A 22,120-nucleotide genomic window follows, 5' to 3' on the forward strand; every position below is an offset into this window, starting at 1 on the left:
CTCGCTGCCCGGAGCCCGCAACGGGGAGATTTCCAACAGAACAATCGAAACAATTTTAGCCTGTGCGGCCAGATTCGGCGGTCTCGGTTATGTACTGGCCGCCGCAGCGCGCGCCTCGGGTGCCGCAATGTCGGTCCGGAACGTCATTCCAGGCCAGCTGATCCGCTGCACGGCTTCATAAGCGCGCGCATGCGCCACCGCAGCATTCGGGCCGCGGCCGCACACGTTGAGGACACGCCCCCCAGCAGTGACGAGCGACCCTGGCGTGGCCTCAGAATCGGACGCCGCGGCGACGCCGGCGCAAAAGACAGTCACTCCGTCGAGGGCGCTCGCAGCCTCGATACCCGCAATCAGGTCACCCGTACGGGGCGCCGAGGGGTAGCCCTCGGATGCGCAAACGACGCAGACCATGGCGTCGTCGGAGACCACAATTTCGTCTCGCACCTCGCCCGCAGCAGCTCCCCACAGAAGGGCCGCCAGATCGCTGTCAATGCGCGGCAACGTCACCTGCGCCTCCGGATCGCCGAAGCGAACGTTGTACTCCAGCAGGCGAGGGCCGTCAGGCGTCAGCATGAAGCCGGCGTACAGCACTCCGCGGTAGTCCACGCCTCGTCGCACAAGCTCATCCAGCGTCGGGGAGAACGACAGCGCCGCGAGTTCGCGACAGACCGCCCGGTCCACGTCACCCAGGGGCGAGACGCAGCCCATGCCACCGGTATTCGGACCTGTGTCGCCATCGCCGAGCCGCTTGTGATCGCGCACGGCGGTAGGCAGCAGCACCGCTCGCCGACCATCGCAAATCGCGAAAAGCGAGACTTCGGGTCCAACGAGGCCCTCCTCGATGACTATGCGCTGGCCGGCCGGCCCGAAGGCGCTGCCGTCCAGCTTGGCGTCGACATCCGCATGCGCCGCAGCAAGATTGTCGGTGACAAGCACGCCCTTTCCGGCGGCGAGCCCACTTGTCTTCACCACGTAGGGCGGCGCGAGCGCTTCAAGGCAGGCGTGAGCGTCGCGGCAGCTGCCCGGGTCGCTGTCAAAGACGCGGAATCCTGCTGTGGGCACGCCGGCAGCGCTGACGACTTCCTTCATCCACGCCTTGGAACTCTCCAAGGCCGCGCCGTCGGCGCCCGGCCCGAAAACCAGGCGGCCGTCGGCACGCAGCCGGTCGGCCAGACCGTCGGCGAGCGGCCCTTCGGGCCCGATGACGAACAGATCCGCGTCAATCTCGATCGGCGGCGTCCGCGTGCTGGCAGGGATGCCCGGATTCCCCGGGGTCACCACGACGTCCGCGACGCGACTGAGCACCGAGGCATAGGCGTGCTCCCGCCCGCCTTGGCCGACGATGCACACCTTCATCGGCGAACCATCATGGGCACACTCTCATGGGCACACCTTCATCGGCACAGCTCAGGCAGCGAAGCGGATGTACTGCTCCCGGCCGGGGCCGACGCAGACATAACGGATCGGCAACCCCAGTTGTCGCTCCAAGAACACGATGTAGTCCACGGCGGCTCGGGGCAGCTGCCAGCGTTCGGTCACGTCGTCGAGCGGCGTCTTCCAACCCGGCAACGTCGCGTAGACCGGCTCGGCACGATCGTGAAGCGAACGCAGGTGCGGGAGATGGTCGTAGCGGCGGCCGTCCACTTCGTAGGCGACACAGACCTTGATGGTGTCGAGCTGGTCGAGAACGTCCAACTTGGTGAGCGCAATCTCGGTGCAGGCATTAAGACGAACCGCCTGGCGGCCCATCACCGCATCGAACCATCCGCATCGGCGTCGACGGCCGGTATTTGTGCCGAACTCCGCGCCTCGCTCGACCAAGTGATCGCCAATGTCGTCAACCAGCTCGGTCACGAACGGGCCGGATCCGACACGGGTCGTGTACGCCTTGGCGATGCCGATGACCTGATCAATCGCTCCTGGTCCGATTCCCGATCCGACGAGGGCAAAGCCCGCGACAGGGTTGGAGGAGGTCACGAACGGATAGGTGCCGTGGTCGAGGTCGAGGAACGTCGCCTGTGCACCTTCGAACAGCACTCGCTCGCCCGCGTGCAGAGCCTCGTGCAACCAGCCCACGGTGTCGCCGATCAACGGCGCGATACGGGGCGCCACCTCGGTGACGAGCTTGTCGGCCAGCTCGTCGGGATCAATGCCGGGGTGGTCGTGAACCATGCGCAAGTACTGATTGCGGTCATCGAGGACGCTGATGAGTCGCGCCCGCAGCGTCATCGGCTCCAGCAGGTCTTCGACGCGCAGTCCGACACGCGCCGCCTTGTCGGCGTACGCGGGCCCGATGCCTCGCTTGGTGGTGTCGAGCTTGGCATCACCGCGCTGCGCCTCCGCGAGCTCGTCAGCAATCTGGTGATACGGCAGCACGAGGTGCGCCGCTGGGCTCAGCATGAGTCGGCTGCAGTCGACGCCCCGACGGGTGAGTATGTCGATCTCTTCGAGCAAGACCCAGGGGTTCACCACGACGCCATTGCCGATGATGGGCGTCACGTGGTCGTACATCACGCCGCTGGGGACGAGCTGCAACGCGAACGCCTCGCCGTCGACGACGATTCGGTGACCGGCATTGTGTCCGCCCTGGTAGCGCACGACGTGCAGGCATTCCTTGGCGACGACGTCGACGATGCGGCCTTTGCCTTCGTCGCCCCATTGGGTTCCCACGACGATCGACCCAGGCACAGCTCACCTCGCAGTCGAGCCCACAGCCTCAATCAGCGCCGGCACGCTCGTCGCCCTCAGACTTTGACGCGGGTAAGTCTAAGTGCCCCACTCGTGCTCGGGTCGGTACCCGCTGGGCACCCCCGAGCGCTTCGCCGGGCCCCTCCCGAAGCCTTCGCGAAGGCCCCGCTATCGGCTGAACCGCCCGCTTGAGCTGCTCGGACTTCGAGCGGGTCGCCTCGGGCAGGGCTCAATGTGATTGCGCCGTCGACAGCGTCGACGACCACCGCATCGCCATCGGCGAAGGTGCCGTCGAGCAGGCCGGCGGCCAGCGGGTCGATCAGCTCGCGCCCGATGACCCGGCGCAGCGGGCGCGCACCGTAGACGGGGTCATAGCCCCGATTGGCAAGAAACTCCGCTGCCGATGCGGTCACCTCAAGCGTCATGTCGCGGTCGGCCAACCGCTTGCGCAACGTCTCGAGCACCAGCTCGGTGATGGCACCCAGATCGGCTCGACTGAGCGCATCGAACCTCAGAATCTCGTCAACGCGGTTGATGAACTCCGGAGCGAAGAACTCGGCGGGATCCACCGCCAGGTTCGACGTCATGATGAGGACCACGTTCGAGAAGTCCACTGTGCGGCCTTGCCCGTCGGTGAGGCGTCCATCGTCGAGGACCTGAAGCAGCACGCTGAACACATCGGCGTGCGCCTTTTCGATCTCGTCGAGCAGCACGACCGAATACGGCCGACGCCGTACGGCCTCGGTGAGCTGACCACCGTCGTCGTGGCCGACGTAGCCCGGAGGTGCCCCGATCAATCGGCTGACCGAGTGTCGCTCGAGGTACTCGGACATGTCGATGCGGACCATGGCGCGCTCGTCGTCGAACAGCGCTTCCGCCAGCGCTCGAGCCAATTCGGTCTTGCCGACGCCCGTGGGCCCCAAGAACAGGAAACTCCCAATGGGTCGATCGGGCTCGCTCAGGCCGGCACGACTGCGCCGGATCGCGTTGGCTACCGCAGCGACGGCGTGCCGCTGCCCGATCACCCGGGTTGCCAGTGTGTCTTCCAGATGCACCAACTTGTGCGCCTCGCCTTCGAGCAGCCGGCTGGTGGCGATGCCTGTCCAACGCGACACGACTTCGGCGATGTCGCCGGCGTCGACTTCCTCTCGCAGCATTCGCTGGTCTGACTGGAGCCGGTCGAGCTCGGCGGTGGCCTCGTCGAGGCGGCGATTTACGTCGGGCAGCCGGCCGAAACGGATCTCGGCTGCTCGCTCGAGATCCGTCTCCCGATCTACCTGCGCGGCCAGCGATTCGGCCTCGGATTTCAGTGCATGGATCGCGGCAATGGCCTCTTTCTCGGACTGCCAATGCGCCTTGAGCGCCGCAGCACGTTCTCGTTCGGATGCCAGTTCTTCGGCGATCTCAGCACGCCGGGCGCTGGCGGCGCCTTCGTCGCCGGCAAGCGCCAACTCCTCTATTTCGAGCTGGCGGATCCGCCGTTCACGGACGTCGATGTCGAGCGGCACCGAGTCGATCTCGATGCGCAGCCCGCTGGCGGCTTCGTCCATGAGGTCGATCGCCTTGTCAGGCAGGAATCGCTCGCGCAGATATCGGCCCGACAACGTGACAGCTGCAACGAGCGCCGCATCGGTGATACGGACGCCGTGGTGGACTTCGTACCGTTCCTTGAGGCCGCGCAGAATCGCCACAGCGTCCGTGGCGGAGGGCTCGCCGACGTACACGGGAGCGAAGCGGCGTTCGAGGGCCGAGTCGCGCTCGATGTGCCGGCGGTACTCGTCGAGCGTGGTCGCGCCCACAAGTCGCAACTGTCCACGCGCCAGCATGGGTTTGATCATGTTGGCGGCGTCGAGCGAACTGTCGCCGCCGGCGCCAGCACCGACCAGCGTGTGCACTTCGTCGAGGAAGGTGATGACCTCGCCGTCAGAGGCGACGATCTCGTCGAGGACCGCCCCGAGCCGCTCCTCGAACTCTCCTCGGAACTTGGCGCCGGCCACCATGGCGGCCAGATCGAGGGCGACGACGCGCTTGTCGCGCAGCCCGTCGGGCACATCGCCTTCCGCGATGCGGCGCGCGAGCCCTTCGATGATCGCCGTCTTGCCGACGCCAGGCTCGCCGATCAGCACCGGATTGTTCTTGGTGCGCCGCGACAGCACGCCGATAACGCGTCGGATCTCGTCGTCGCGCCCGATGACCGGATCGAGCTTGTCCTCGCGCGCCTCCGTGGTGAGATCGCGGCCGAATCGCTCGAGCGCTTCGTAGGTGTTGTCGAGAGTCGGCGAAGTGACCCGAGAAGTCCCGCGCAGTTCGCCGACCAGTGAGGCCAGGACGTCACGGTCCGCACCGACGTCGGATGCGAGCGCAACCAAGAGATGCTCGGTGGACAGGTAGTCGTCGCCCATCCTTGCTCGCTCAGTGTCCGCTGCGTGCAAGGTCTGCGCCAACTCGGCCGCCAGCGGCGGCGTTTTCGGCTGCGTGCTGAAGCTTCTCCGAAGGCGCGCGAGTGCGGTAAGCGATGCACTGCGGACCGCTGCGGGCTCGATGCCGGCGCGCGCGAGCAGCGGCAGCACCAATCCTTCGGGTTGCGAGACCAGTGCTGCCAGCAGGTGCGCTCGTGTGACTTCGGGATGATCCTGGCTCGTTGCAGTCGAGATCGCTGCAGCCAGAGCCTCCTGGGTCTTGTGCGTCAGCGGGCTGGACGGAAGGGGTTGCCTGACAGAAGCAGCGTCATTTGCCATAGCGAACAGTGTAGCAGATTAATTGATATTTATACACTCAACTTTGATATGTCGTTGAGACTCACTCAAGGTCGAGCGGCCGCGTCATTCGGGCACTGAGCCCGGATCGCTCAACGACCGGGGCGTGGCGGTCGCATCGGGTGGGCAACGATGTCGGTCGGCTGCAACGGCACCAGGTCTCGCCGGTACTGACGATGCGTGTCAGCCACGATCGCTGCTGCCTCGTCGCGTACCTCAGCCAACTGCCGCTCGAGCGCGGCGACCCGTGCTTCGAGCTCCAACACGCGTTTGACTCCCGCCAAGTTGAGGCCTTCGCTTGTGAGTTCGCTGATGCGCGCCAGCATCGCGATGTCGCGGTCGCTGTAGCGGCGGCTGCCGCCCGACGTCCGTGCCGGCGCCAGCAAGCCTTTGCGTTCGTAGATGCGCAGCGTCTGGGCGTGAACTCCTGCCAGCTCCGCAGCGACCGAGATCACATACAGCGCTCGGTTGCGCTGCTCGGGCGAACGGCGACGGCGTGGTTCGGTGCTCATGGCTGCCCTCCTGGCGCATCTGGGCGCGATTCGTCGGGGCGTGCGTGGCCGGCGGCGGTGCCAGATACATGGTTGGTAGATTGCTCCGCGTCCACAGCCGCGCCGTTGTCAGCGGCGCGGGCATCCGCGGTGTGCGCATCGATTGGCCGGGCACGGCGGCGCCGACTTGAGCTGGTGTCAAAGTCAGCGACGTCTCCCAGGGCCTCGGTTGCAGCACGTTCTGGCGCCGACAGCTCGGTCGGCACCGCGATCTCGACAGTCACGAGCAAGTCGCCTGTGCCGCGCCGCGTGGTGACGCCACGGCCCCGCACGCGGAACGTCTTGCCCGACGGTGTCCCGGCAGGAATCCGGAGCGTGACAGCGCCGCCGTCATAGGCCAGCACCTTCACGTCGGCTCCCAAGACTGCTTCGGGATAGGTGATCGGCACCGTCACCGTCAGGTGGTGTCCGTCGCGTCCGAATTCTGGATCGAGTGTGACGTCAACGATGACGAAGAGATCGCCGTTTGGACCGCCGCCCGATCCTGGCGCACCCTTGCCCGCCAGACGGATTCGGACGCCGTCCTCGACGCCCGAGGGGATGCGCACCTTGACCGGCCGTATGCCGCCGTTCGTGGTATCGGGCACCGACACCTCGGTGATGACACCTTCGACCGCGTTTCGGAAGGAAATGCCCATCCGAGTCTCGAGGTCCTGGCCGCGCATCGCCATGACACCGCCGACCGCAGAGCGTCCGGCGCCGAACAGGTCCCCGAAGATCCCGCCGAGGTCGCCGAGATCCTCAACTCGAATGCTGAATCCGCCGGGACCCGAGGCGAACCCACCCATCTGGGGCCCGTAGCCCCCGGGGCCGAGCCGTCGCGCCTCGTCGTACGCGGCACGCTTAGATTCGTTCCCGACGACGTCATAGGCGGCAGATATCTCCTTGAAATGTGCCTCGTCGCCTCCGGCAGCATCGGGGTGATGCTTGCGGGCGAGCTTCCGGTACGCCTTGGTGACCTCTTTATCGGAAGCGTCGGGCGAGATGCCAAGGGCTGCGTAGTAGTCAGTCTCGAACCACTCGCGCTGCACGTTCATGGCCTACCCCGCGCGCACCTTGACCATCGCGGCACGCAACACGCGCCCGTCGAAGCGGTAGCCACTGCGTAGCTCCTCAATGACCATCTGCACCGTGTCGCCGCCCGCTCCGTCGTGGTCACCGGTCGTCGCTGCCGCGCTCGCGCAGGACCCGGTGACGCCCTCCGACGCCACAGAGCCGTCGGTGTCGGCGTTCAAGGCTGCGCTGCCGGCATCGGCACCGGGTGGCGCTTGCTCAACGATCACTGCTTCGTGTTCATTTGGATCAAACGGCGTTCCCACTGCCGTGATCCGCTCGAGTCCTGCCTTGCCCAGGGCCACCATGAGGGATTGCGCTACCGGCGCGACCTCGTCGTGGCCTTGCGCGACAGCCGCATCGCAGCCGTCAAGAACCGGGAGCAGCGAGTCAACGAGACGGCTGACGCCCGCTGACACCTGCTGCTGCCGATCAGTGGTGACCCGGCGCCGGAAGTTCTGGAACTCGGCCCGCTGTCGCTGCAGCTGATCCAGATACTCGTCCCGCTGCGCAGCGATCGCCGCTATTCGAGTCGTGAGCTCGCCAACATCGGGTTCCGCGTCGGATTCGATGCCGGATCCGGTGGCGTCGCTGTTGTCGGACGCCGACGGATCGTCGAGGGTCGCGTCGAGGTCCTCGCCCTCAGCGACAGCGGCGTCGGCAGCCGGCTGTTCAGCAGATGCGCTCACTGAGTCTCGTCCACGATCTCCGCGTCGACGACGTCATCGTCATCACCGGCTTCGCTGCCCGTCGCCGACGCTGCAGCCGATTCGTACAGCTTCTGGCCAAAGGCACTGCTTGCCGCTGCCAGCGCGTCTGTGGCGGAACGGATCGCGTCGAGATCCTCGCCGTTCAGCGCCTCGGAAGCGGCGGCCAGCGCAGCCTCCACGGGCTCTTTGTCGGCATCGGCCGCGTCGGTACCCTGCTCGTCGAGCAGCGTGCGCGTCTGGTACACGAGCGAGTCGGCGTTGTTGCGGATTTCGGCCGCCTCGCGCCGCTGGGAGTCTTCAGCAGCATGCGCCTCAGCGTCGGCCATCATGCGCTCGATCTCGTCGGGTGACATCGCCGACTGGCCGGTGATGGTGATCGACTGCTCCTTGCCGGTGGCGCTGTCCTTGGCGGACACATGCACGATGCCATTGGCATCGATGTCGAACGCAACTTCGATCTGCGGCACGCCACGCGGCGCCGGAGGCAAGCCGACGAGCTGGAACTTGCCGAGTGTCTTGTTGCCTGCGGCCATCTCGCGCTCACCCTGGAGCACGTGAATCTCCACGGAGGGCTGACCGTCCTCGGCCGTCGTGAACATTTCCGAACGCCGGGTCGGGATTGTCGTGTTGCGCTCGATGAGCCGCGTCATCACGCCGCCCTTGGTCTCGATGCCGAGGCTCAGCGGCGTCACGTCCAGCAACAGGACGTCGGTGACATCGCCCTTCAGCACGCCTGCCTGGATGGCTGCACCGACGGCGACGACCTCGTCAGGGTTGACTCCCTTGTGCGGCTCGCGACCGGTGAGTTCGGTGACGAGGGACTGCACAGCAGGCATGCGCGTCGAGCCCCCCACGAGGATGACGTGGTCGATATCGGACTTCTTGAGACCGGCATCGCTGATCGCCTGCTCGAACGGCCCGCGGCAGCGCTTCAGCAGGTCGAAGGTGAGCTCTTCAAACTTGGCGCGGGACAGCTCGTAGTCGAGGTGCAACGGGCCCGTGTCGGTGGCAGTGATGAACGGCAGGTTGATTTGCGTGGTCTGCTTGGACGACAAATCCTTCTTGGCCTGCTCGGCCGCCTCCTTGAGGCGCTGGCACGCCATCGCATCGGTGCCCAAGTCGACGCCGTGGTCGCCCTTGAAGGACTCCACAAGCCACGACTGCACGGCACCGTCCCAGTCGTCCCCGCCGAGGCGCGTGTCACCGGCAGTGGACTTCACCTCAAAGACCCCGTCGCCGATCTCGAGCACCGACACGTCGAAGGTGCCGCCGCCGAGGTCGAACACCAAAATGGTCTGGTCCTCGGTTGCCTTGTCGAGGCCGTACGCAAGCGCGGCCGCGGTGGGTTCGTTGATGATGCGCAGCACCTCAAGCCCGGCGATGCGGCCGGCCTCGGTGGTAGCGGTGCGCTGGGCGTCGTCGAAGTACGCCGGCACGGTGATGACGGCCTCGGTGACGGTGTCACCGAGGTACTGCTCGGCGTCGCGCTTGAGCTTCTGCAGCACCCGCGCAGAGATCTCCTGCGGCGTGTAGTCCTTGTCGTCGACCTTCTGGTTCCAGGTGGTTCCCATGTGCCGCTTGACTGAAGCGATCGTGCGGCCAGGATTCGTGACCGCCTGCCGTTTGGCCACTTCGCCGGTGAGCACTTCGCCGTTGCGCGCGAAGGCCACAACCGACGGTGTCGTGCGGTCACCTTCCGCGTTGGCAATGACGGCGGGCTCGCCGCCCTCCATGGCGGCCACCACCGAATTTGTGGTTCCCAGGTCGATTCCGACAGCCTTGGGCATGGTTGTGCCTTTCGAGTGATTCCGTGCGACGGTCGACGGGGGACCGCTTACGTCGCTATTCGGATATTGGCAATCATATATATTGAGTGCTTCATCAGCAACTTTGCTCAGCATGACGTCAATAGTTCAGTGTTCGGCCGCAAGCTAGGCGTTCAATCCCCGAATTTGCTGCCCTCGGCGGGCCGCGGGTGGTCAATCGCTTACAGAGCCGTCGCAGCCGATTGCAGCCGGACGCGTCGGGGTACCGTGCGGCACCATGCCGGCGGCACACTCCGAGACCCCCGACTGCTCCCCTGACGGGGGCGGCCCCCACGCTCGCTCCCCGACGCTTGTCCTGCTCCGCCACGGGCAGAGCAGCTGGAATCTCGAGAACCGCTTCACCGGGTGGTGGGACGTCGGCCTGACTGACGAGGGCCAAGCGGAGGCGCGCAACGCCGGTGCAGCACTGGCTTTGGCGGGCATCGAGCCGGACATCGTGCACACATCGCTGCTGCGGCGCGCCATCCAAACGGCGAACACGACACTCGATGAGATGGGGCGGGTGTGGCTGCCGGTCCGCCGGCACTGGCGCCTCAACGAACGGCACTACGGAGCCCTCACGGGGCTGAACAAGGCCCAGACCGCGGAACGCCACGGCGTCGAGCAGGTCCACCTGTGGCGCCGCAGCTACGAGATCCCGCCGCCGCCGATGCCGCCCGACTACCCGTTCGATCCCAACGACGACGCCCGGTATGCCGAATTGACTGTCACTGAATTGCCCCGAACCGAGTGCCTTGCGGACGTGGTAGCGCGCTTGCTGCCGTACTGGCACGACGCCATCGCGCCCGATCTGGCGGCTGGGCACACGGTGCTGGTCGCTGCCCACGGAAACAGCCTGCGCGCGCTCGTGAAGCACCTTGACGGCATCGGCGACGCCGAGATCGCGGATCTCAACATCCCGACCGGCGTGCCGATGGTGTACGAGCTCGACGACGATCTCGCAGTGACGACCAGCCGCGATCCGTCGGAGCGCTATCTCCGCTGAGCCGCCGCCAGGGTGGTGGGGAGGCGAGGGGGGCTAGAGGGCGTCGATGCCCCGCTCGCCGGTGCGGATCCGGACCACGCTGTCCACCGAGGTGACCCAGACCTTGCCGTCGCCGATGCGCTCGGTTCGGGTGGCCTCCACGATGGCGTCCACGACGCGGTCAGCCAAGCCGTCTGCGACAAGCACCTCGATACGAACTTTCGGAATGAAGTCGACGTGGTACTCGGTGCCTCGATACGTCTCGGTATGGCCGCCTTGACGGCCGAACCCCCGTACCTCAGAGGCCGTCAACCCCGTGATGTCGAGGTCCCGGAGGGCCTCAAGCACCATCTCGAGCCGATGCGGCTTGATGACCGCCGTCACCATTGCAACCATTGCGCTCTCCCGTCGGGCTGTCGCTCCCTAGCGTCTCACGCCCCGCCACCACGTGCACGTACCACGTCGAGTCGTCATCATTCGCGGACGCACGGCGAATGTCGGCGAAGAATTGCCCTGGTGCCGGTTCTCCGGGCGGGCGATGACAAGCGCTAACCTCAGCGCCCGTATTCACGTCCGGGGCGCGCGACGGTCCCGATCAGGGGGGCCTACCGTGACGAGCGGGACCCTGTGCAACCGGGCACTCTGGCAAGGAGCGGGATATGTCTGTGGCCAACCGTACGGAGAGTCTGCGCGAGATCGACCTTTTTTCCGACTGCAGCAAGAAGGAGCTCACGCACATCGCGAGAGCTGTCGAGCAGCAGAATTTCACGGCCGGTGACAACATCGTCGAGGAAGGTCGCGGGGGCGCCACCGAGGGCTACGCCTACGTGATCGTGGCCGGCACCGCTGTCGCGCGGCGCAACGGGCGTAAGGTCTCCGAACTCAGAGCGGGCGAGACCATCGGCGAGATGGCGCTGTTTGACGACGGCCCCCGTACCGCTTCGGTTGTGGCCTCCACCGACATGGAAACGCTTCTGCTCTCCCGGCGCGCGCTGAAGGGCATCATCGACAGCACGCCATCGGTCGCCCACAAGCTGCTGACCGAGCTCGCCGGCCGCCTGCGCAAGTCGAACCGCAAGCTCTACGGCTGAGCGCTCGTCCCACAGCCCGACAACCAGCGCCAGCGATACCGCAGCGCCACGAGTGGCATCCGCGTGCCAGTCTCCGGCCTGCTGAAGGCCGTCAACTAACTTCACCAGAGTGACCAAACCACCCCTTCGGCCGCACCAGCTCGTGCTGGGCATCGGCATTGCGTTCGCCGCGGTGACCGCTGCGTCCGGCATTGCCGCCGCTGTCTTCGCGTTCCACGACGATACGGACGAGGCCCACCGCGAGGTGTTCGGCAACGTGCCGGGCGGGGTGAAGTTTGCGTTCTATGCCCTGACCTGCGGGCTCATCCTCTACGGGGCATGGAATTTCGCCCAGCGCACCCGCAACTGGCAGCGCGGTGCGCCCGACCGGCGCGCCACGACCACAGCTAACGCACGTCGCCGCCTTGACGACTACCGCGGCGGCGTGCTCATGCAGACGCTGCTGCGCGACCCCTCAGCCGGCGTCATGCACGCGCTGCTCTACTACGGCTTCCTAGTGCTGCTGGCGGTCACGACCACCCTCGAGATCAACCACCAGCTCCCGCCGGCTGCCAAGTTCCTGTCGGGCCCGACGTACCAGGGCTTCAGCTTCGTCGGCGATCTCGCCGGCGTGATCTTCGTGGTCGGCGCCGTGTGGGCCATCGTGCGCCGCTACGTGGCGCGCCCCTACCGCATCCGGATCAAGTCGCGTCCCGAGCACATGGTCATCCTGATCGTGCTCGCCGCGCTGGGCATCACCGGCTTTGTGGCCGAGGGGATGCGCATCGTCATCGACGGGCGGCCCGCCTACGAACAGTGGTCGTTCATCGGCTACCCGCTGTCAGCTGCACTCGACAGCGTCGGCGCAATCCGCGGTTGGCACCAAGCCGCGTGGATCGCCCACGTCGGCTGCTTCATGGCGTTCCTCGTCATGCTGCCCATCACGATGCTGCGGCACATGTTCACGTCGCCGCTGAACATGTACCTCCGCGACCGAGAGCGGCCCAAAGGCGCCATGCGGATGGTGCCCGACCTCATGGAAGCCGAGGACATCGAGACCATCGGCGTGTCGCAGGTGGACGAGTTCACCTGGAAGCAGCTGCTCGACACCGATGCCTGCACCATGTGCGGCCGTTGCACGGCGGTGTGCCCGGCGCACGCCACCGGCAAGCCGCTCGATCCTCGCGAGATCGTGCTCAAGACCGGCGAGATCATGGCGGCCACGGGTGCGCACGGCAAGGTGACTCCCCCGATCGGCACCGATGCGGAGATCTCGGTGTCGGCTGATTCGGTGTTCGAACGCATCACCCACGACGAGCTCTGGGCTTGCACCACGTGCCGGGCGTGCGACGAGAACTGCCCGGTGAACATCGAGATCTTGGACAAGATCCTCGACATGCGCCGGTATCTCACACTCATGGAGAGCGAGTTCCCCGCCGAACTCGGCGCAGCGTTCCGAGGCATGGAGAACAACGCCAATCCATGGAACCTGAACAACGGCGAGCGCGCCGACTGGGCTGACGGCTTGGACGTCGAGGTTGTCGATCCCGACGACGCGTTCGACCACGAGTACCTCTACTGGGTGGGGTGCGCCGGCTCGTTCGACGACAAGAACCGTCGCGTCTCGATTGCCACCACAAAGCTGTTGCGCCGCGCCGGGGTCGATTTCGCGATTCTTGGCCCGGGCGAGAACTGCACCGGTGACAGCGCCCGGCGATCAGGCAACGAGTACCTGTTCCAGATGCTCGCAGCGCAGAACATTGCTGCGCTCAATGGCATGGGCGTCCGCAAGATCATCACCCAGTGCCCTCACTGCTTCAACACATTGCGCAACGAGTATCCGCAGTACGGCGGCGACTGGGAGGTCATCCATCACGCTCAGTTGCTCGAAGAGCTGGTAGCTGACGGCCGCTTGGACCTCTCTGGCGCTCGCCTGGAAGAGCGGGTTGTGTATCACGACTCGTGTTATCTGGGCCGCCACAACGATGTCTACCTCGCACCGCGCAACGTCATCGGCAGCTTGGGCGGCGTGGAGATCGTGGAAGCACCGCGCAACGGCACCAAGGGGATGTGCTGCGGCGCAGGCGGCGCACGCATGTGGATGGAGGAGACGCTCGGCACGAAGGTGAACGACGAGCGCTCACGCGAGCTGCTCGACACCGGCGCTGACCGCATCGCTACGGCGTGCCCGTTCTGCTACATCATGATCGACGACGGGGTGAAGGGGCACGGCGTCGAAGAAGACGAAGTCAAAGTTGCCGACATCTCCATCCACCTCATCGACGCCCTCGAAGCCTCCGAAGGCTGAACTCCCCCAGCAAGCCCCGCACAAGCCGGACCCGGCTACAGCAGCCGGCGGGAGCGGAAGTTCTCGTGGTAGCGGCTGGGGGTGGGGCCGCGCTGGCTTCGGTACTTCGATCCGAGCAGCTCGGTGCCGTAGGGGTGGTCGGCCGGTGTGGTCATCTCCATGAAGCTGATCTGGCAGATCTTCATGCTCGGGTACAGCGTGATCGGCAGATTGGCGACGTTGGACAGCTCGAGCGTGAGATAGCCGTCCCACCCCGCGTCAACGAACCCGGCGGTGGTGTGGATGAGCAGCCCGAGGCGACCCAGCGATGACTTGCCCTCGATGCGACCCACCAGGTCGTCGGGCACCGTCACGCGCTCGAGCGTGGAGCCCAGCGCGAACTCCCCCGGGTGCAGGATGAAGGCGTCGCCCGGCGCGACCTCCACCTCTTCGGTCAGGTCCGTCTGGTCTTCGATGACATCGATGACCTTGCGGGTGTGATTGCGGAAGACGCGGAACGTGGCGTCCAGCCGTAGATCCACTGACGACGGCTGGACCGCGGCGTCAGCCAGCGGCTCGATGACGATGCGGCCGCTGTCGAGGGCCTCGTGGATGCTCCGGTCCGACAGGATCATCGCAGTGCTCCGGTGTCGCAGGCCACAGATGCTGCATCCGCTGGGCGCGCGGGCCCTCGTATTCGCCGGTCGGCGACCTTACTGGCGCCGAGCCGGCAGCGGATTGGCATCACGCAGGCAGCGACATCGCCACTCGGAACCCGAAGCCGCAGTGAATAGGATCTGCCCCGCGTTTCGCGGGTGTAGTTCAATGGCAGAACTTCAGCTTCCCAAGCTGATAACGGGGGTTCGATTCCCCTCACCCGCTCCACTCACCCACTCAACAGCGTCGCGAGCGACCAGATTGACGCGACCAGGCCAACAAGCGCTAGCGGCACCGCCCGTCGGGCGGACGCCCGCAGCGGCGCGCCGCCATCGCTGCGGGGGCGCCGGGGTCGTACCAGCGCAGCCACGTTGCCGACCGTCAACGCTGCACCGAAGGCCAAGATCAGATACGGAATGAGATCTTCGCCGAGGAACACTGCCGTGGTCCCCTCAGCCCTCGTGGGCCATGTCAGCGAAGAGCGTGTACTGCGGCATGAACGCCAGCCGGGCCGTGCCGGTCGGGCCGTTGCGATGCTTCGCCACGATGATTTCCGCCATGCCCCTCTCGGTGGTGTCGTCGTTGTAGACCTCGTCGCGGTAGAGGAACACGACGATGTCGGCGTCCTGCTCGATCGAGCCGGACTCGCGTAGGTCTGACAGCATCGGTCGCTTGTCGCTCCTGGACTCGAGGTTGCGGCTCAACTGCGACATTGCCACGATCGGCGTCTCCAGTTCGCGGGCCAGGATCTTCAGCCCGCGCGAGATTTCCGCCACCTCCACCTGGCGGTTCTCAGCGTTCGCGCGCCCGTTCATGAGCTGCAGGTAATCCACGACGATGAGCCCCAAACCGCCTAAGCGACTGCGCAGACGGCGCGCCTTGGCCCGGATCTCGGTCACCGTGACATTCGGGTTGTCATCGATCCACATGGGCGCCTCGCCCAAGCGGCCCACGCTGCGTGTGATGCGGTTCCAGTCGTCGGCGTGGAGTTGCCCAGTGCGCACTCTGGTGGCATCGACTCGGGCATCAGAGGCGATCAGCCGGCCGGTCAGTTCTGCATGGTTCATCTCAAGCGAGAAGAGCAGTACGGGCTTCTGCGATTCCAGCGCGACGTGGGACGCCATCGTCAGTCCGAAGGCCGTCTTGCCCATCGCAGGGCGCGCACCGACCACCATGAGCGACGACGGCTGCACCCCGGACAGGATTCGGTCGAGAGAGTTGAAACCGGTGGCCAAACCCGTGAACGCATCGCCCTGCTGGTACAGCTCCTCGAGCCGGTCCAAGCTGAGGTCCACCAGGTCGCGCAGGGACTGCGTGGAGTCCACGATTCGGCGCTCGGCCACGCTGTAGACCATGGACTCGGCTTGGTCAAGGGCGGCAGCGGTGTCCTCAGGCCGGCTGTACGCGAGCTCGGAAATCTCGGCTGAAACCGAGATCAGCCTCCGCAGCAGCGCCGTCTCTTCCACGATGCGGGCGTAGCGATCGACGTGTGCGAGCGTCGGCGTTGCTGCCTCGAGCGCCAGCAGACGATCAGCTCCCCCAGCTGCGGTCAGCGTGCCGGACCGTTCGAGCTGATCGGCGACCGTCACGCAGTCAACCGGCTCGCCAGTCACATACAGCGCTTCGACAGCATCGAAGACGACACCGTTCGCCGGCACATAGAAGTGCTCGGCTGTCAAACGCTCGACAGCTGGCGCGATGGCATCTCGCGAGAGCAGCATCGCCCCGAGCACCGACTCTTCGGCATCGACGTTCTGCGGCGGCACCCGCCCGCCCGGTCGCCGCGGATGCACTGTCGCAAGCTCAGCCAGACTCATTGCCGCACACACTTCCAGCGCTGCCCTGTGCAGTGGTAGGGCCAAAACCTATGGATTTCTGGGCGGCTTATCCACAAGCAGCGTCTGGCTCGGCGATTCATACCGCCGAGAGTCGCAGGGGGGTGTGACAAGGTTGCCGGAACTCGGCGATACGACTGCCGCAGCAGCAATGCTCAGGAGAGCGCTACGACCTCGAGGTTGAAGGTGAACGCGACGTCGGAGTGCGGTTTCGCTGTCACCTCATGGGTGCCGACAGTGCGGATCGGCGCAGGGATCGTGAGTCTTCGGCGGTCGATGTCGACACCGGTGCGTGCCTTGATGGCCTCCGCGATCTCATGCGTGGTGACCGAGCCGTACAGATGCGAACCTGAGCCGGCTCGGGCAGCGATCGTCACGCCGTCGACCACGAGCTGCTTCACGAGCTGCTCCGCCGTCTCACGCTCCCGGCTGTCGCGCACCGCCCTCGCCCGGGCCATCGCAGCAGCCTGCGCCATAGTGCCATCGGTTGCCCGCAAGGCCAACCCGCGAGGAATCAAATGGTTCCGGGCAAACCCGTCGGCGACGTCCACCACTGCGCCGGCCGTGCCGACGCCGTCAACATCGCTGCGAAGGACAACCTTCATCATCAGTCCTCTTTCGTGGCCGCGACGGCGACCATCGGCTCATCCGACTCACCGATCTCGGCGTGGTCACCCTCAGCGCGGTCCGACGGTGGCCGACGGTCATCAGACCCGCGCCCGCCGCGGCGCTTGTCACCGCGGCGCTGCGTCATCGGACGGCGGGCGTACTCGATCAGCGCCATTTCGCGGGCAGTCTTGATTGCCCGTGCGACGTCGCGTTGCTGGTGGCGATTGTTGCCCGACACCCGTTGGGCTCGAATCTTGGCGCGCTCAGATATGAACACGCGCAGCAGCTCAACGTCCTTGTAGTCGACGTAGGAAGTCCGCGCGGTTTGCAACGGGCTGACCTTGCGCCGACGAGGCCTGCCGCGCAGTTCCTTCGGTCGGGCACGTCCGGTTCGTTTCCGTGGTGGCATCAGAAAGGTTCCTCCTCTGGTGCGTGCTGGGTTGTGCCGCTCGGGGCTTCCCACTCCTGGGTTCCTCGGCGATCACGGCCGACGCCGGCTTCGGCGGCGGGTCCGCGCGGGGTGCGAGTGATCTCCGCGGTCGCCCAGCGCAGCGATGGTGCGATTTCGTCGGCGACAATCTCAACGACGTTGCGCTGCTCGCCGTCGGTTGTCTCCCAGGTGCGCTGCTCGAGTCGCCCCGAGATGACGACGCGATTGCCTTTCGCCAGCGATTCGCTGACATTCTCGGCCAGTTCGGCCCAGCACACGACATTGAAGAAGCTGACTTGCTCCTCCCAGTCATTGGTCTGGCGGTTCATCCACCGCCGGTTCACTGCAACGCCCAGCACTGCGCGAGCGCGGCCGGCCTGGGTGAATCGAAGTTCGGGATCGCGGGTGAGATTTCCTACCACGGTGATGGTGTTGTCAGCCATGACGCCTCCGTTTATTGGCTGTTCGCCGACCCCAAATCGAGCAAGCCACGACGCTGTGCCTCGTTATCTGGGAGTCGGATGAGTTTGTGGCGGACGACGTCGTCCGCGATCCGCAGGTACCGCTCCACCGGATCCATGGCCCCAGGCTCCGCCCGCAGCTCGATCACCGAGTAGTAGCCCCGTGTCTTGTGATTGATTTCGTATGCGAAGTCGCGCATGCCCCAGAAGTCGAACGAGGCAACCTCGCCGATCTCCGAGACGCGGCTTTGGACTTCGTCCATCGCCTTGCGGGCTTCGGAATTCTCGAGGTCACCATCGCAGATGACCATCAGCTCGTACGCGCGCAACTGGGGGCAACCTCCTGTGGACCCGCCGGGGCGGGGCCCCTCGCGGGGCAGGGTTTGTGTGCTGCATCGGCCCTGCGAACCCGGCCCCAATGAGCGGGTTCACGGCGGGCGCCAAGGCGTCCGGGGCGCTCCGGGCGGATATGTGCCCGTGATGCGAACGCAACGCTAGGCCCGCAGGACGCTCTTCGCACCTGCATTTTCGAGTGACGTGACTCCGCTACCGCGGGAGTTCCGCGTATTGCAGCATGCTGAGGACTTCTTCGAAGAGGCTCCGGGCTGTCTCTGCGTGCTCGACGGAGGCTGACGGCGCCGAGATCCCGACCCACACGGCAGCGGTGAAGTGGGCCGTCCAGCCAGCGAACCACACGTCGCCGGTCGCAGGTGCCACAGCACTGCGCCCGAGTGCTTGAGCGCCGGCCCCCAGCGTGAACGGTTCCATCATCGCGACCGCTGATCGAACACCAGCGGCAGTGAGGGCCTCGGCTCGCTCCGTCGGCCAGCGATCGACGGTGGCATCGTCGCGGGTCGCTCCTCCCTCGCCCGTCTCGCTTGCAAAGAGGATGATCCTGCGGACGCGACGCTCACCACCAGTCGCCGCCACGGAGAACACCTCGGCGATATGCGCCGCGTCGGCACGATCGGCCGGCCCCGCCGCATCAGAAGCCCGGACCATAATTCTGCGCAGCGGACTTGTCGTGGGGCCCAGCAGATCACTGAGAGGCCGAGCGGCAAGCGAGGGCAGACTCTCCGGGGTTCCCGACGATCCGGAGGGCGCCACGCTGACAAGAACGCGGACGTGCCCGCTTCGATCCAGGACAGCTATGTCCGCAAAGTACCCGAGTGCCGCCGCCTTGCTGGCCGCCGCGAAAGCTGCTTGTTGCGCAGCCAAGTCAATGCTGGTCGTGACGTGCAGACCGCCGGCGACGACGCTACGGGGACCGTAACGATCGACGAGTTCGCCATACGCAGTGCCGACCACCGTTGCGAGGCCGGCGTCTTCGGCTAGGAGTCGGATGAGGCCGTACGCATCGGTGCTCGCGGCCGGTGCGGCGTCAACACCCACCGCAGGTGACCCCGATGGCGGCTGAGCGACGCCGGTCGTCACCGGCTTCGCTCGCCCGGCAGCTAACTCGGTATCGATCAGATAGCCCTGCTCGTACATCGCAACGAGGACCCGGTCGCGCGCCAACCGTGCTGCTCGATGCGGATCGGCGGTCGATCCGGGCGGTGCATCGACGCCGATTGGGTCTTCGATGAGCGATGCAAGGTACGCGGCTTGTGCAATCTCGAGATCGGCGGCAGGAACCCCGAACCAGGCATTTGCCGCGGCATGCACCCCGAATGCACCCCGACCCAGATAGACGATGTTCAAGTAGCGCTCGAGAACCTCCGCGCGGCTGAGTTGACGTCCGACGCGCATTTCCATAAGGAGCCTTCGCGCTTCGGCCGTCGCACTGGCGCCACGGCGGTAAGCGTCCCGCTGACGAGCGGTCTCGATGTAGCGGCGCAGCAGGCCCACCGCAGCAGGGTCGGCTTCGGCGTCGGTCCCAGAGATGCCCACTATGCTGCGAAACGCTCTTGCGTACGCCGACGCGTCGACACCGTCTCCGTCGAGAAAATCCGGATCCAGTGCCGCAACGACGGCATCGACAAATGCCGGTGCCATCTCCTCGAGCCCCAGCGGTGCATGCGCAACGCTGGGACCGACTTCAGCGATCGGTGTGCCGAAGCGGTCGTAGAGCACGCTCGGTACGACGGTTGCGCTCGCGGGCGGTGCGGGCAGCGTGTCGAAGAGCCGTGATGCTGCACCCACAGCGAGCGCAGCGGCCACCGCCAACCACAGCAACAGCCGGACCAGCGGACCGCGCTGTGTTCGCGGATGGTCGCTGTCGGCCGCGCCACGCATGGTGGACGAGGCGGGCGGTTCGCTCGAGGGCGCGGGGCGGTCCATGTCGCTCGCGCGGCGCAGAGTACCGGGTCTGTCGGGAAGCACGGTGCTCACGCAGGTTGTGGCACGGCCACTTTGTACCCTCGGCGTTGTGGGACAGACCCCGGCCCGAACGTCTCGCGCGGGCTCGCTGCTCCGCAACGGGGGGCACGGGCACGAGCTGGCGTCCTCGGCGCTCGACGCCGAGGATCGACGAGAGCTGACCGAACGAGTCGGGTCGCTGGCCGAACGGTTCGGGGCCGCGGGCCACCGTTTCTATCTCGTCGGCGGGTTGGTCCGAGACCTGCTGCTGGGACACGGAATCGATGCCGACATCGACATCACCACCGACGCCCTGCCAAACCGCATCGCCGAGTTGACTGCCGGATGGGCCGACGTCATCTGGGATCAGGGCAGGGCGTTCGGCACCATCGGCGCCCGACGCGGCGACACCACCGTCGAAATCACCACGCATCGCGCCGAGTCCTACGACCAGGACTCGCGCAAACCGCATGTGCGGTTCTCCGACGACATCACCATCGATCTGTCGCGCCGGGATTTCACCGTCAATGCAATGGCCATCGAGCTTCCCGGCTGGACACTGTTGGACCCGTTCGGCGGCCGTACCGACCTCGCTTCAGGCGTACTGCGGACTCCCTCGGAACCGGTCGGGCTGTTCTGTGACGATCCCTTGAGGATGCTGCGAGCGGCTCGCTTTTGCGCCCGGCTCGACCTCGAACCGACGCCCGACCTCGTCGCCGCAGTGCGCAGCACCCGCCCCCGGCTCAACATCGTCTCGAAAGAGCGCATCGCAGGAGAGCTCACGAAGCTGCTCGAATTGCCGCGACCGTCTGCGGGTGTGGCATTTCTCGAGCACACCGGTCTGCTCGGCGACCTGCTGCCGCCCTGGAGCGTCGCGCCGGACGGCGCAGCGCGGCTCGAAGTCCCGACCGCAGCGCTCGATGCTGTGGACGCCGAGGTCGGGTTGCGGTGGGCGGTACTGCTCGGGCCGGTGTGCTCGACTGCGGATCGCGCCGCTGCTTGCCTCGCGGCACTTCGGATTCGCAAGCACACCATCGGCCGCGTGACGGCCATCCTCGGAACGGTCGCAGCGCTCGAAGCAGCACTCGAGGACGCGGGCCGCACGGTGCCCCCGACATCGGCGCGCCGACTCGTCGCTCTGACCGTCGGCGGCGACATCACCGCTGCAGCCAGCGCGCTCACCGCGTGGGGCCAGCCTCTGCCGCCGGCGTCCGTCGCAGTTCTTCGTGAGATCGAGGCAACCGAAGGTGAAGCGCTGCGAAAGCTGCCGGTGGACGGCCATCGCGTCATGACATTGCTCGACTGTTCGGGGCCCATGGTGGGCGAAGCGCTCTCGTGGCTCACCGGCCAGCAGATCGAACGCGGCCCGCTCGACGAGGCGACGGCGTGCGAGCTGCTCACCGATTGGGTATCGCGCCGAGACTGCTAGAAGCGGCGCACTAGCGTGACCGGCGTGGCGCTTGGGCCCCGAATCGCAAGCCATCGCGCACCCGCCGTGCCAGGATCGGTTGACTACCGGCTCCGTCGGCGACGACTGCTCGCCGACGTCGAAGCCGGCACGGTCTCCCGGTCAGAAGCGTGCGACGCCCACCCGGACTTGATCCGCGCCGCCCGCAACGCAGCCCCACCGTTGGGCCGGGACTGCCCGCTGTGCCCCGACGGAGACCTTCGCATCGTCGGCTATGTGTTCGGTCCGCGGCTCGGCAGTGGCGGAAAGTGCGTGGTCTCTGACGCTGAGCTTCAGCGACTTGCTCAACGCAACGGGAATTTCGTCGCTTATGAAGTCGAGGTGTGCCCCAAGTGCGGCTGGAACCACCTCATCCGCCGGTACCCGCTCTGAGCCGACTGATCGCTCCGCTTGCCGGGGCTTCACATTCGCGTCTGGCCGGCTCATCTAGTGGCAGCCGTGGGCGTTTCTGGCATCC

General features: G+C 66.2%; 20 protein-coding genes, 1 tRNA gene and 1 pseudogene. 6 read left to right on the forward strand and 16 right to left on the reverse strand.

Annotation, left to right across the window (positions count from 1 at the left end; translation table 11 throughout):
- Positions 1-87: 87 nt before the first annotated feature.
- From purD to dnaK, 7 genes are all read right to left on the reverse strand, one after another.
- Positions 88-1,356, reverse strand: coding sequence for a phosphoribosylamine--glycine ligase (gene purD, locus ACQY5K_RS12805; protein WP_428115841.1), 1,269 nt, complete (start codon positions 1,354-1,356; stop codon positions 88-90).
- A gap of 51 nt (positions 1,357-1,407) precedes the next feature.
- The gene (locus ACQY5K_RS12810; RefSeq protein WP_428115844.1) at positions 1,408-2,688 is read right to left on the reverse strand and encodes an adenylosuccinate synthase; all 1,281 of its coding nucleotides are present in this window, start codon (positions 2,686-2,688) and stop codon (positions 1,408-1,410) included.
- A 56-nt stretch (positions 2,689-2,744) separates the two neighbouring features.
- Entirely contained in the window at positions 2,745-5,426 is a 2,682-nt protein-coding gene (locus ACQY5K_RS12815; protein WP_428115847.1) for an ATP-dependent Clp protease ATP-binding subunit, read from the reverse strand.
- A 110-nt stretch (positions 5,427-5,536) separates the two neighbouring features.
- Positions 5,537-5,956 (reverse strand): heat shock protein transcriptional repressor HspR, encoded by a 420-nt coding sequence (locus ACQY5K_RS12820; protein WP_428115850.1) that lies wholly within the window; start codon positions 5,954-5,956, stop codon positions 5,537-5,539.
- Positions 5,953-7,032 carry a DnaJ C-terminal domain-containing protein gene (locus ACQY5K_RS12825; protein WP_428115853.1) on the reverse strand — a complete coding sequence of 360 codons (1,080 nt, stop codon included), beginning with the start codon at positions 7,030-7,032 and terminating at the stop codon, positions 5,953-5,955. Before ACQY5K_RS12825 ends, ACQY5K_RS12820 begins: the two co-directional genes overlap by 4 nt.
- A gap of 3 nt (positions 7,033-7,035) precedes the next feature.
- Positions 7,036-7,737, reverse strand: coding sequence for a nucleotide exchange factor GrpE (locus tag ACQY5K_RS12830; RefSeq protein WP_428115856.1), 702 nt, complete (start codon positions 7,735-7,737; stop codon positions 7,036-7,038).
- A complete protein-coding gene (gene dnaK / locus ACQY5K_RS12835) occupies positions 7,734-9,545 on the reverse strand; it encodes a molecular chaperone DnaK (RefSeq protein ID WP_428122679.1) in 1,812 nt (603 codons plus the stop codon). The genes ACQY5K_RS12830 and dnaK overlap by 4 nt, the downstream gene beginning before the upstream one ends.
- A gap of 334 nt (positions 9,546-9,879) precedes the next feature.
- Here dnaK and gpmA point away from each other — a divergent pair.
- A pseudogene (gene gpmA / locus ACQY5K_RS12840) lies at positions 9,880-10,524 on the forward strand (2,3-diphosphoglycerate-dependent phosphoglycerate mutase); the annotation flags it as partial.
- 78 nt (positions 10,525-10,602) lie between these two features.
- Here gpmA and ACQY5K_RS12845 read toward each other — a convergent pair.
- On the reverse strand, positions 10,603-10,944 hold the full coding sequence (locus ACQY5K_RS12845) for a P-II family nitrogen regulator (RefSeq protein ID WP_419921541.1): 342 nt from the start codon (positions 10,942-10,944) through the stop codon (positions 10,603-10,605).
- A gap of 263 nt (positions 10,945-11,207) precedes the next feature.
- On the opposite strand from ACQY5K_RS12845, the gene ACQY5K_RS12850 reads away from it, so the two are divergent.
- Both ACQY5K_RS12850 and ACQY5K_RS12855 read left to right on the forward strand, forming a co-directional pair.
- Complete coding sequence (locus ACQY5K_RS12850; protein ID WP_428115859.1) at positions 11,208-11,639, forward strand: cyclic nucleotide-binding domain-containing protein; 432 nt, start codon at positions 11,208-11,210, stop codon at positions 11,637-11,639.
- A gap of 109 nt (positions 11,640-11,748) precedes the next feature.
- The gene (locus tag ACQY5K_RS12855) at positions 11,749-13,926 is read left to right on the forward strand and encodes a heterodisulfide reductase-related iron-sulfur binding cluster (protein WP_428115861.1); all 2,178 of its coding nucleotides are present in this window, start codon (positions 11,749-11,751) and stop codon (positions 13,924-13,926) included.
- Positions 13,927-13,961: 35 nt separating this feature from the next.
- Here the strand turns inward: ACQY5K_RS12855 and dcd are convergent, their stop codons facing one another.
- A complete protein-coding gene (gene dcd, locus ACQY5K_RS12860; RefSeq protein WP_428115864.1) occupies positions 13,962-14,540 on the reverse strand; it encodes a dCTP deaminase in 579 nt (192 codons plus the stop codon).
- 176 nt (positions 14,541-14,716) lie between these two features.
- On the opposite strand from dcd, the gene ACQY5K_RS12865 reads away from it, so the two are divergent.
- Positions 14,717-14,790: transfer RNA gene (locus ACQY5K_RS12865), tRNA-Gly, on the forward strand.
- 1 nt (position 14,791) lies between these two features.
- On the opposite strand, the gene ACQY5K_RS12870 is transcribed toward ACQY5K_RS12865, so the two are convergent.
- The 7 genes from ACQY5K_RS12870 to ACQY5K_RS12900 all read right to left on the reverse strand — a co-directional run bounded on the left by ACQY5K_RS12870 (position 14,792) and on the right by ACQY5K_RS12900 (position 20,132).
- A complete protein-coding gene (locus ACQY5K_RS12870; protein WP_419921544.1) occupies positions 14,792-15,001 on the reverse strand; it encodes a hypothetical protein in 210 nt (69 codons plus the stop codon).
- Between the two features lie 13 nt (positions 15,002-15,014).
- Positions 15,015-16,379 carry a replicative DNA helicase gene (gene dnaB, locus ACQY5K_RS12875; protein WP_428115866.1) on the reverse strand — a complete coding sequence of 455 codons (1,365 nt, stop codon included), beginning with the start codon at positions 16,377-16,379 and terminating at the stop codon, positions 15,015-15,017.
- 173 nt (positions 16,380-16,552) lie between these two features.
- On the reverse strand, positions 16,553-17,005 hold the full coding sequence (gene rplI, locus ACQY5K_RS12880; RefSeq protein ID WP_428115868.1) for a 50S ribosomal protein L9: 453 nt from the start codon (positions 17,003-17,005) through the stop codon (positions 16,553-16,555).
- Positions 17,005-17,415, reverse strand: a complete 411-nt coding sequence (gene rpsR, locus ACQY5K_RS12885; protein ID WP_428115871.1) for a 30S ribosomal protein S18 — start codon at positions 17,413-17,415, stop codon at positions 17,005-17,007. The genes rplI and rpsR overlap by 1 nt, the downstream gene beginning before the upstream one ends.
- Complete coding sequence (gene ssb / locus ACQY5K_RS12890; protein ID WP_428115874.1) at positions 17,415-17,879, reverse strand: single-stranded DNA-binding protein; 465 nt, start codon at positions 17,877-17,879, stop codon at positions 17,415-17,417. The genes rpsR and ssb overlap by 1 nt, the downstream gene beginning before the upstream one ends.
- 11 nt (positions 17,880-17,890) lie before the next feature.
- Positions 17,891-18,226 carry a 30S ribosomal protein S6 gene (gene rpsF, locus ACQY5K_RS12895; protein ID WP_419921549.1) on the reverse strand — a complete coding sequence of 112 codons (336 nt, stop codon included), beginning with the start codon at positions 18,224-18,226 and terminating at the stop codon, positions 17,891-17,893.
- Between the two features lie 217 nt (positions 18,227-18,443).
- Positions 18,444-20,132, reverse strand: coding sequence for a transglycosylase domain-containing protein (locus ACQY5K_RS12900; protein WP_428115877.1), 1,689 nt, complete (start codon positions 20,130-20,132; stop codon positions 18,444-18,446).
- Positions 20,133-20,265: 133 nt separating this feature from the next.
- Here ACQY5K_RS12900 and ACQY5K_RS12905 point away from each other — a divergent pair, with 133 nt between their 5' ends.
- Together ACQY5K_RS12905 and ACQY5K_RS12910 are read left to right on the forward strand one after the other, a co-directional pair.
- On the forward strand, positions 20,266-21,624 hold the full coding sequence (locus ACQY5K_RS12905; protein WP_428115879.1) for a CCA tRNA nucleotidyltransferase: 1,359 nt from the start codon (positions 20,266-20,268) through the stop codon (positions 21,622-21,624).
- Positions 21,625-21,690: 66 nt separating this feature from the next.
- The gene (locus ACQY5K_RS12910) at positions 21,691-22,035 is read left to right on the forward strand and encodes a DUF5318 family protein (protein WP_428115880.1); all 345 of its coding nucleotides are present in this window, start codon (positions 21,691-21,693) and stop codon (positions 22,033-22,035) included.
- Positions 22,036-22,120 lie beyond the last annotated feature (85 nt).

Source organism: Candidatus Poriferisodalis sp., assembly GCF_965262965.1.
Taxonomy (GTDB): domain Bacteria; phylum Actinomycetota; class Acidimicrobiia; order Acidimicrobiales; family Poriferisodalaceae; genus Poriferisodalis.

Excerpts from the sequence above, each read along its gene's own strand:
- ACQY5K_RS12845 (WP_419921541.1), bottom strand. The coding sequence starts at position 10,944 with ATGGTTGCAATGGTGACGGCGGTCATCAAGCCGCATCGGCTCGAGATG.
- dcd (WP_428115864.1), bottom strand. The coding sequence starts at position 14,540 with ATGATCCTGTCGGACCGGAGCATCCACGAGGCCCTCGACAGCGGCCGC.
- rplI (WP_428115868.1), bottom strand. The coding sequence starts at position 17,005 with ATGATGAAGGTTGTCCTTCGCAGCGATGTTGACGGCGTCGGCACGGCC.
- dnaB (WP_428115866.1), bottom strand. The coding sequence starts at position 16,379 with ATGAGTCTGGCTGAGCTTGCGACAGTGCATCCGCGGCGACCGGGCGGG.
- ACQY5K_RS12850 (WP_428115859.1), top strand. The coding sequence starts at position 11,208 with ATGTCTGTGGCCAACCGTACGGAGAGTCTGCGCGAGATCGACCTTTTT.
- ssb (WP_428115874.1), bottom strand. The coding sequence starts at position 17,879 with ATGGCTGACAACACCATCACCGTGGTAGGAAATCTCACCCGCGATCCC.
- rpsR (WP_428115871.1), bottom strand. The coding sequence starts at position 17,415 with ATGCCACCACGGAAACGAACCGGACGTGCCCGACCGAAGGAACTGCGC.
- ACQY5K_RS12900 (WP_428115877.1), bottom strand. The coding sequence starts at position 20,132 with ATGCGTGGCGCGGCCGACAGCGACCATCCGCGAACACAGCGCGGTCCG.
- ACQY5K_RS12815 (WP_428115847.1), bottom strand. The coding sequence starts at position 5,426 with ATGGCAAATGACGCTGCTTCTGTCAGGCAACCCCTTCCGTCCAGCCCG.
- purD (WP_428115841.1), bottom strand. The coding sequence starts at position 1,356 with ATGAAGGTGTGCATCGTCGGCCAAGGCGGGCGGGAGCACGCCTATGCC.
- ACQY5K_RS12820 (WP_428115850.1), bottom strand. The coding sequence starts at position 5,956 with ATGAGCACCGAACCACGCCGTCGCCGTTCGCCCGAGCAGCGCAACCGA.
- ACQY5K_RS12825 (WP_428115853.1), bottom strand. The coding sequence starts at position 7,032 with ATGAACGTGCAGCGCGAGTGGTTCGAGACTGACTACTACGCAGCCCTT.
- dnaK (WP_428122679.1), bottom strand. The coding sequence starts at position 9,545 with ATGCCCAAGGCTGTCGGAATCGACCTGGGAACCACAAATTCGGTGGTG.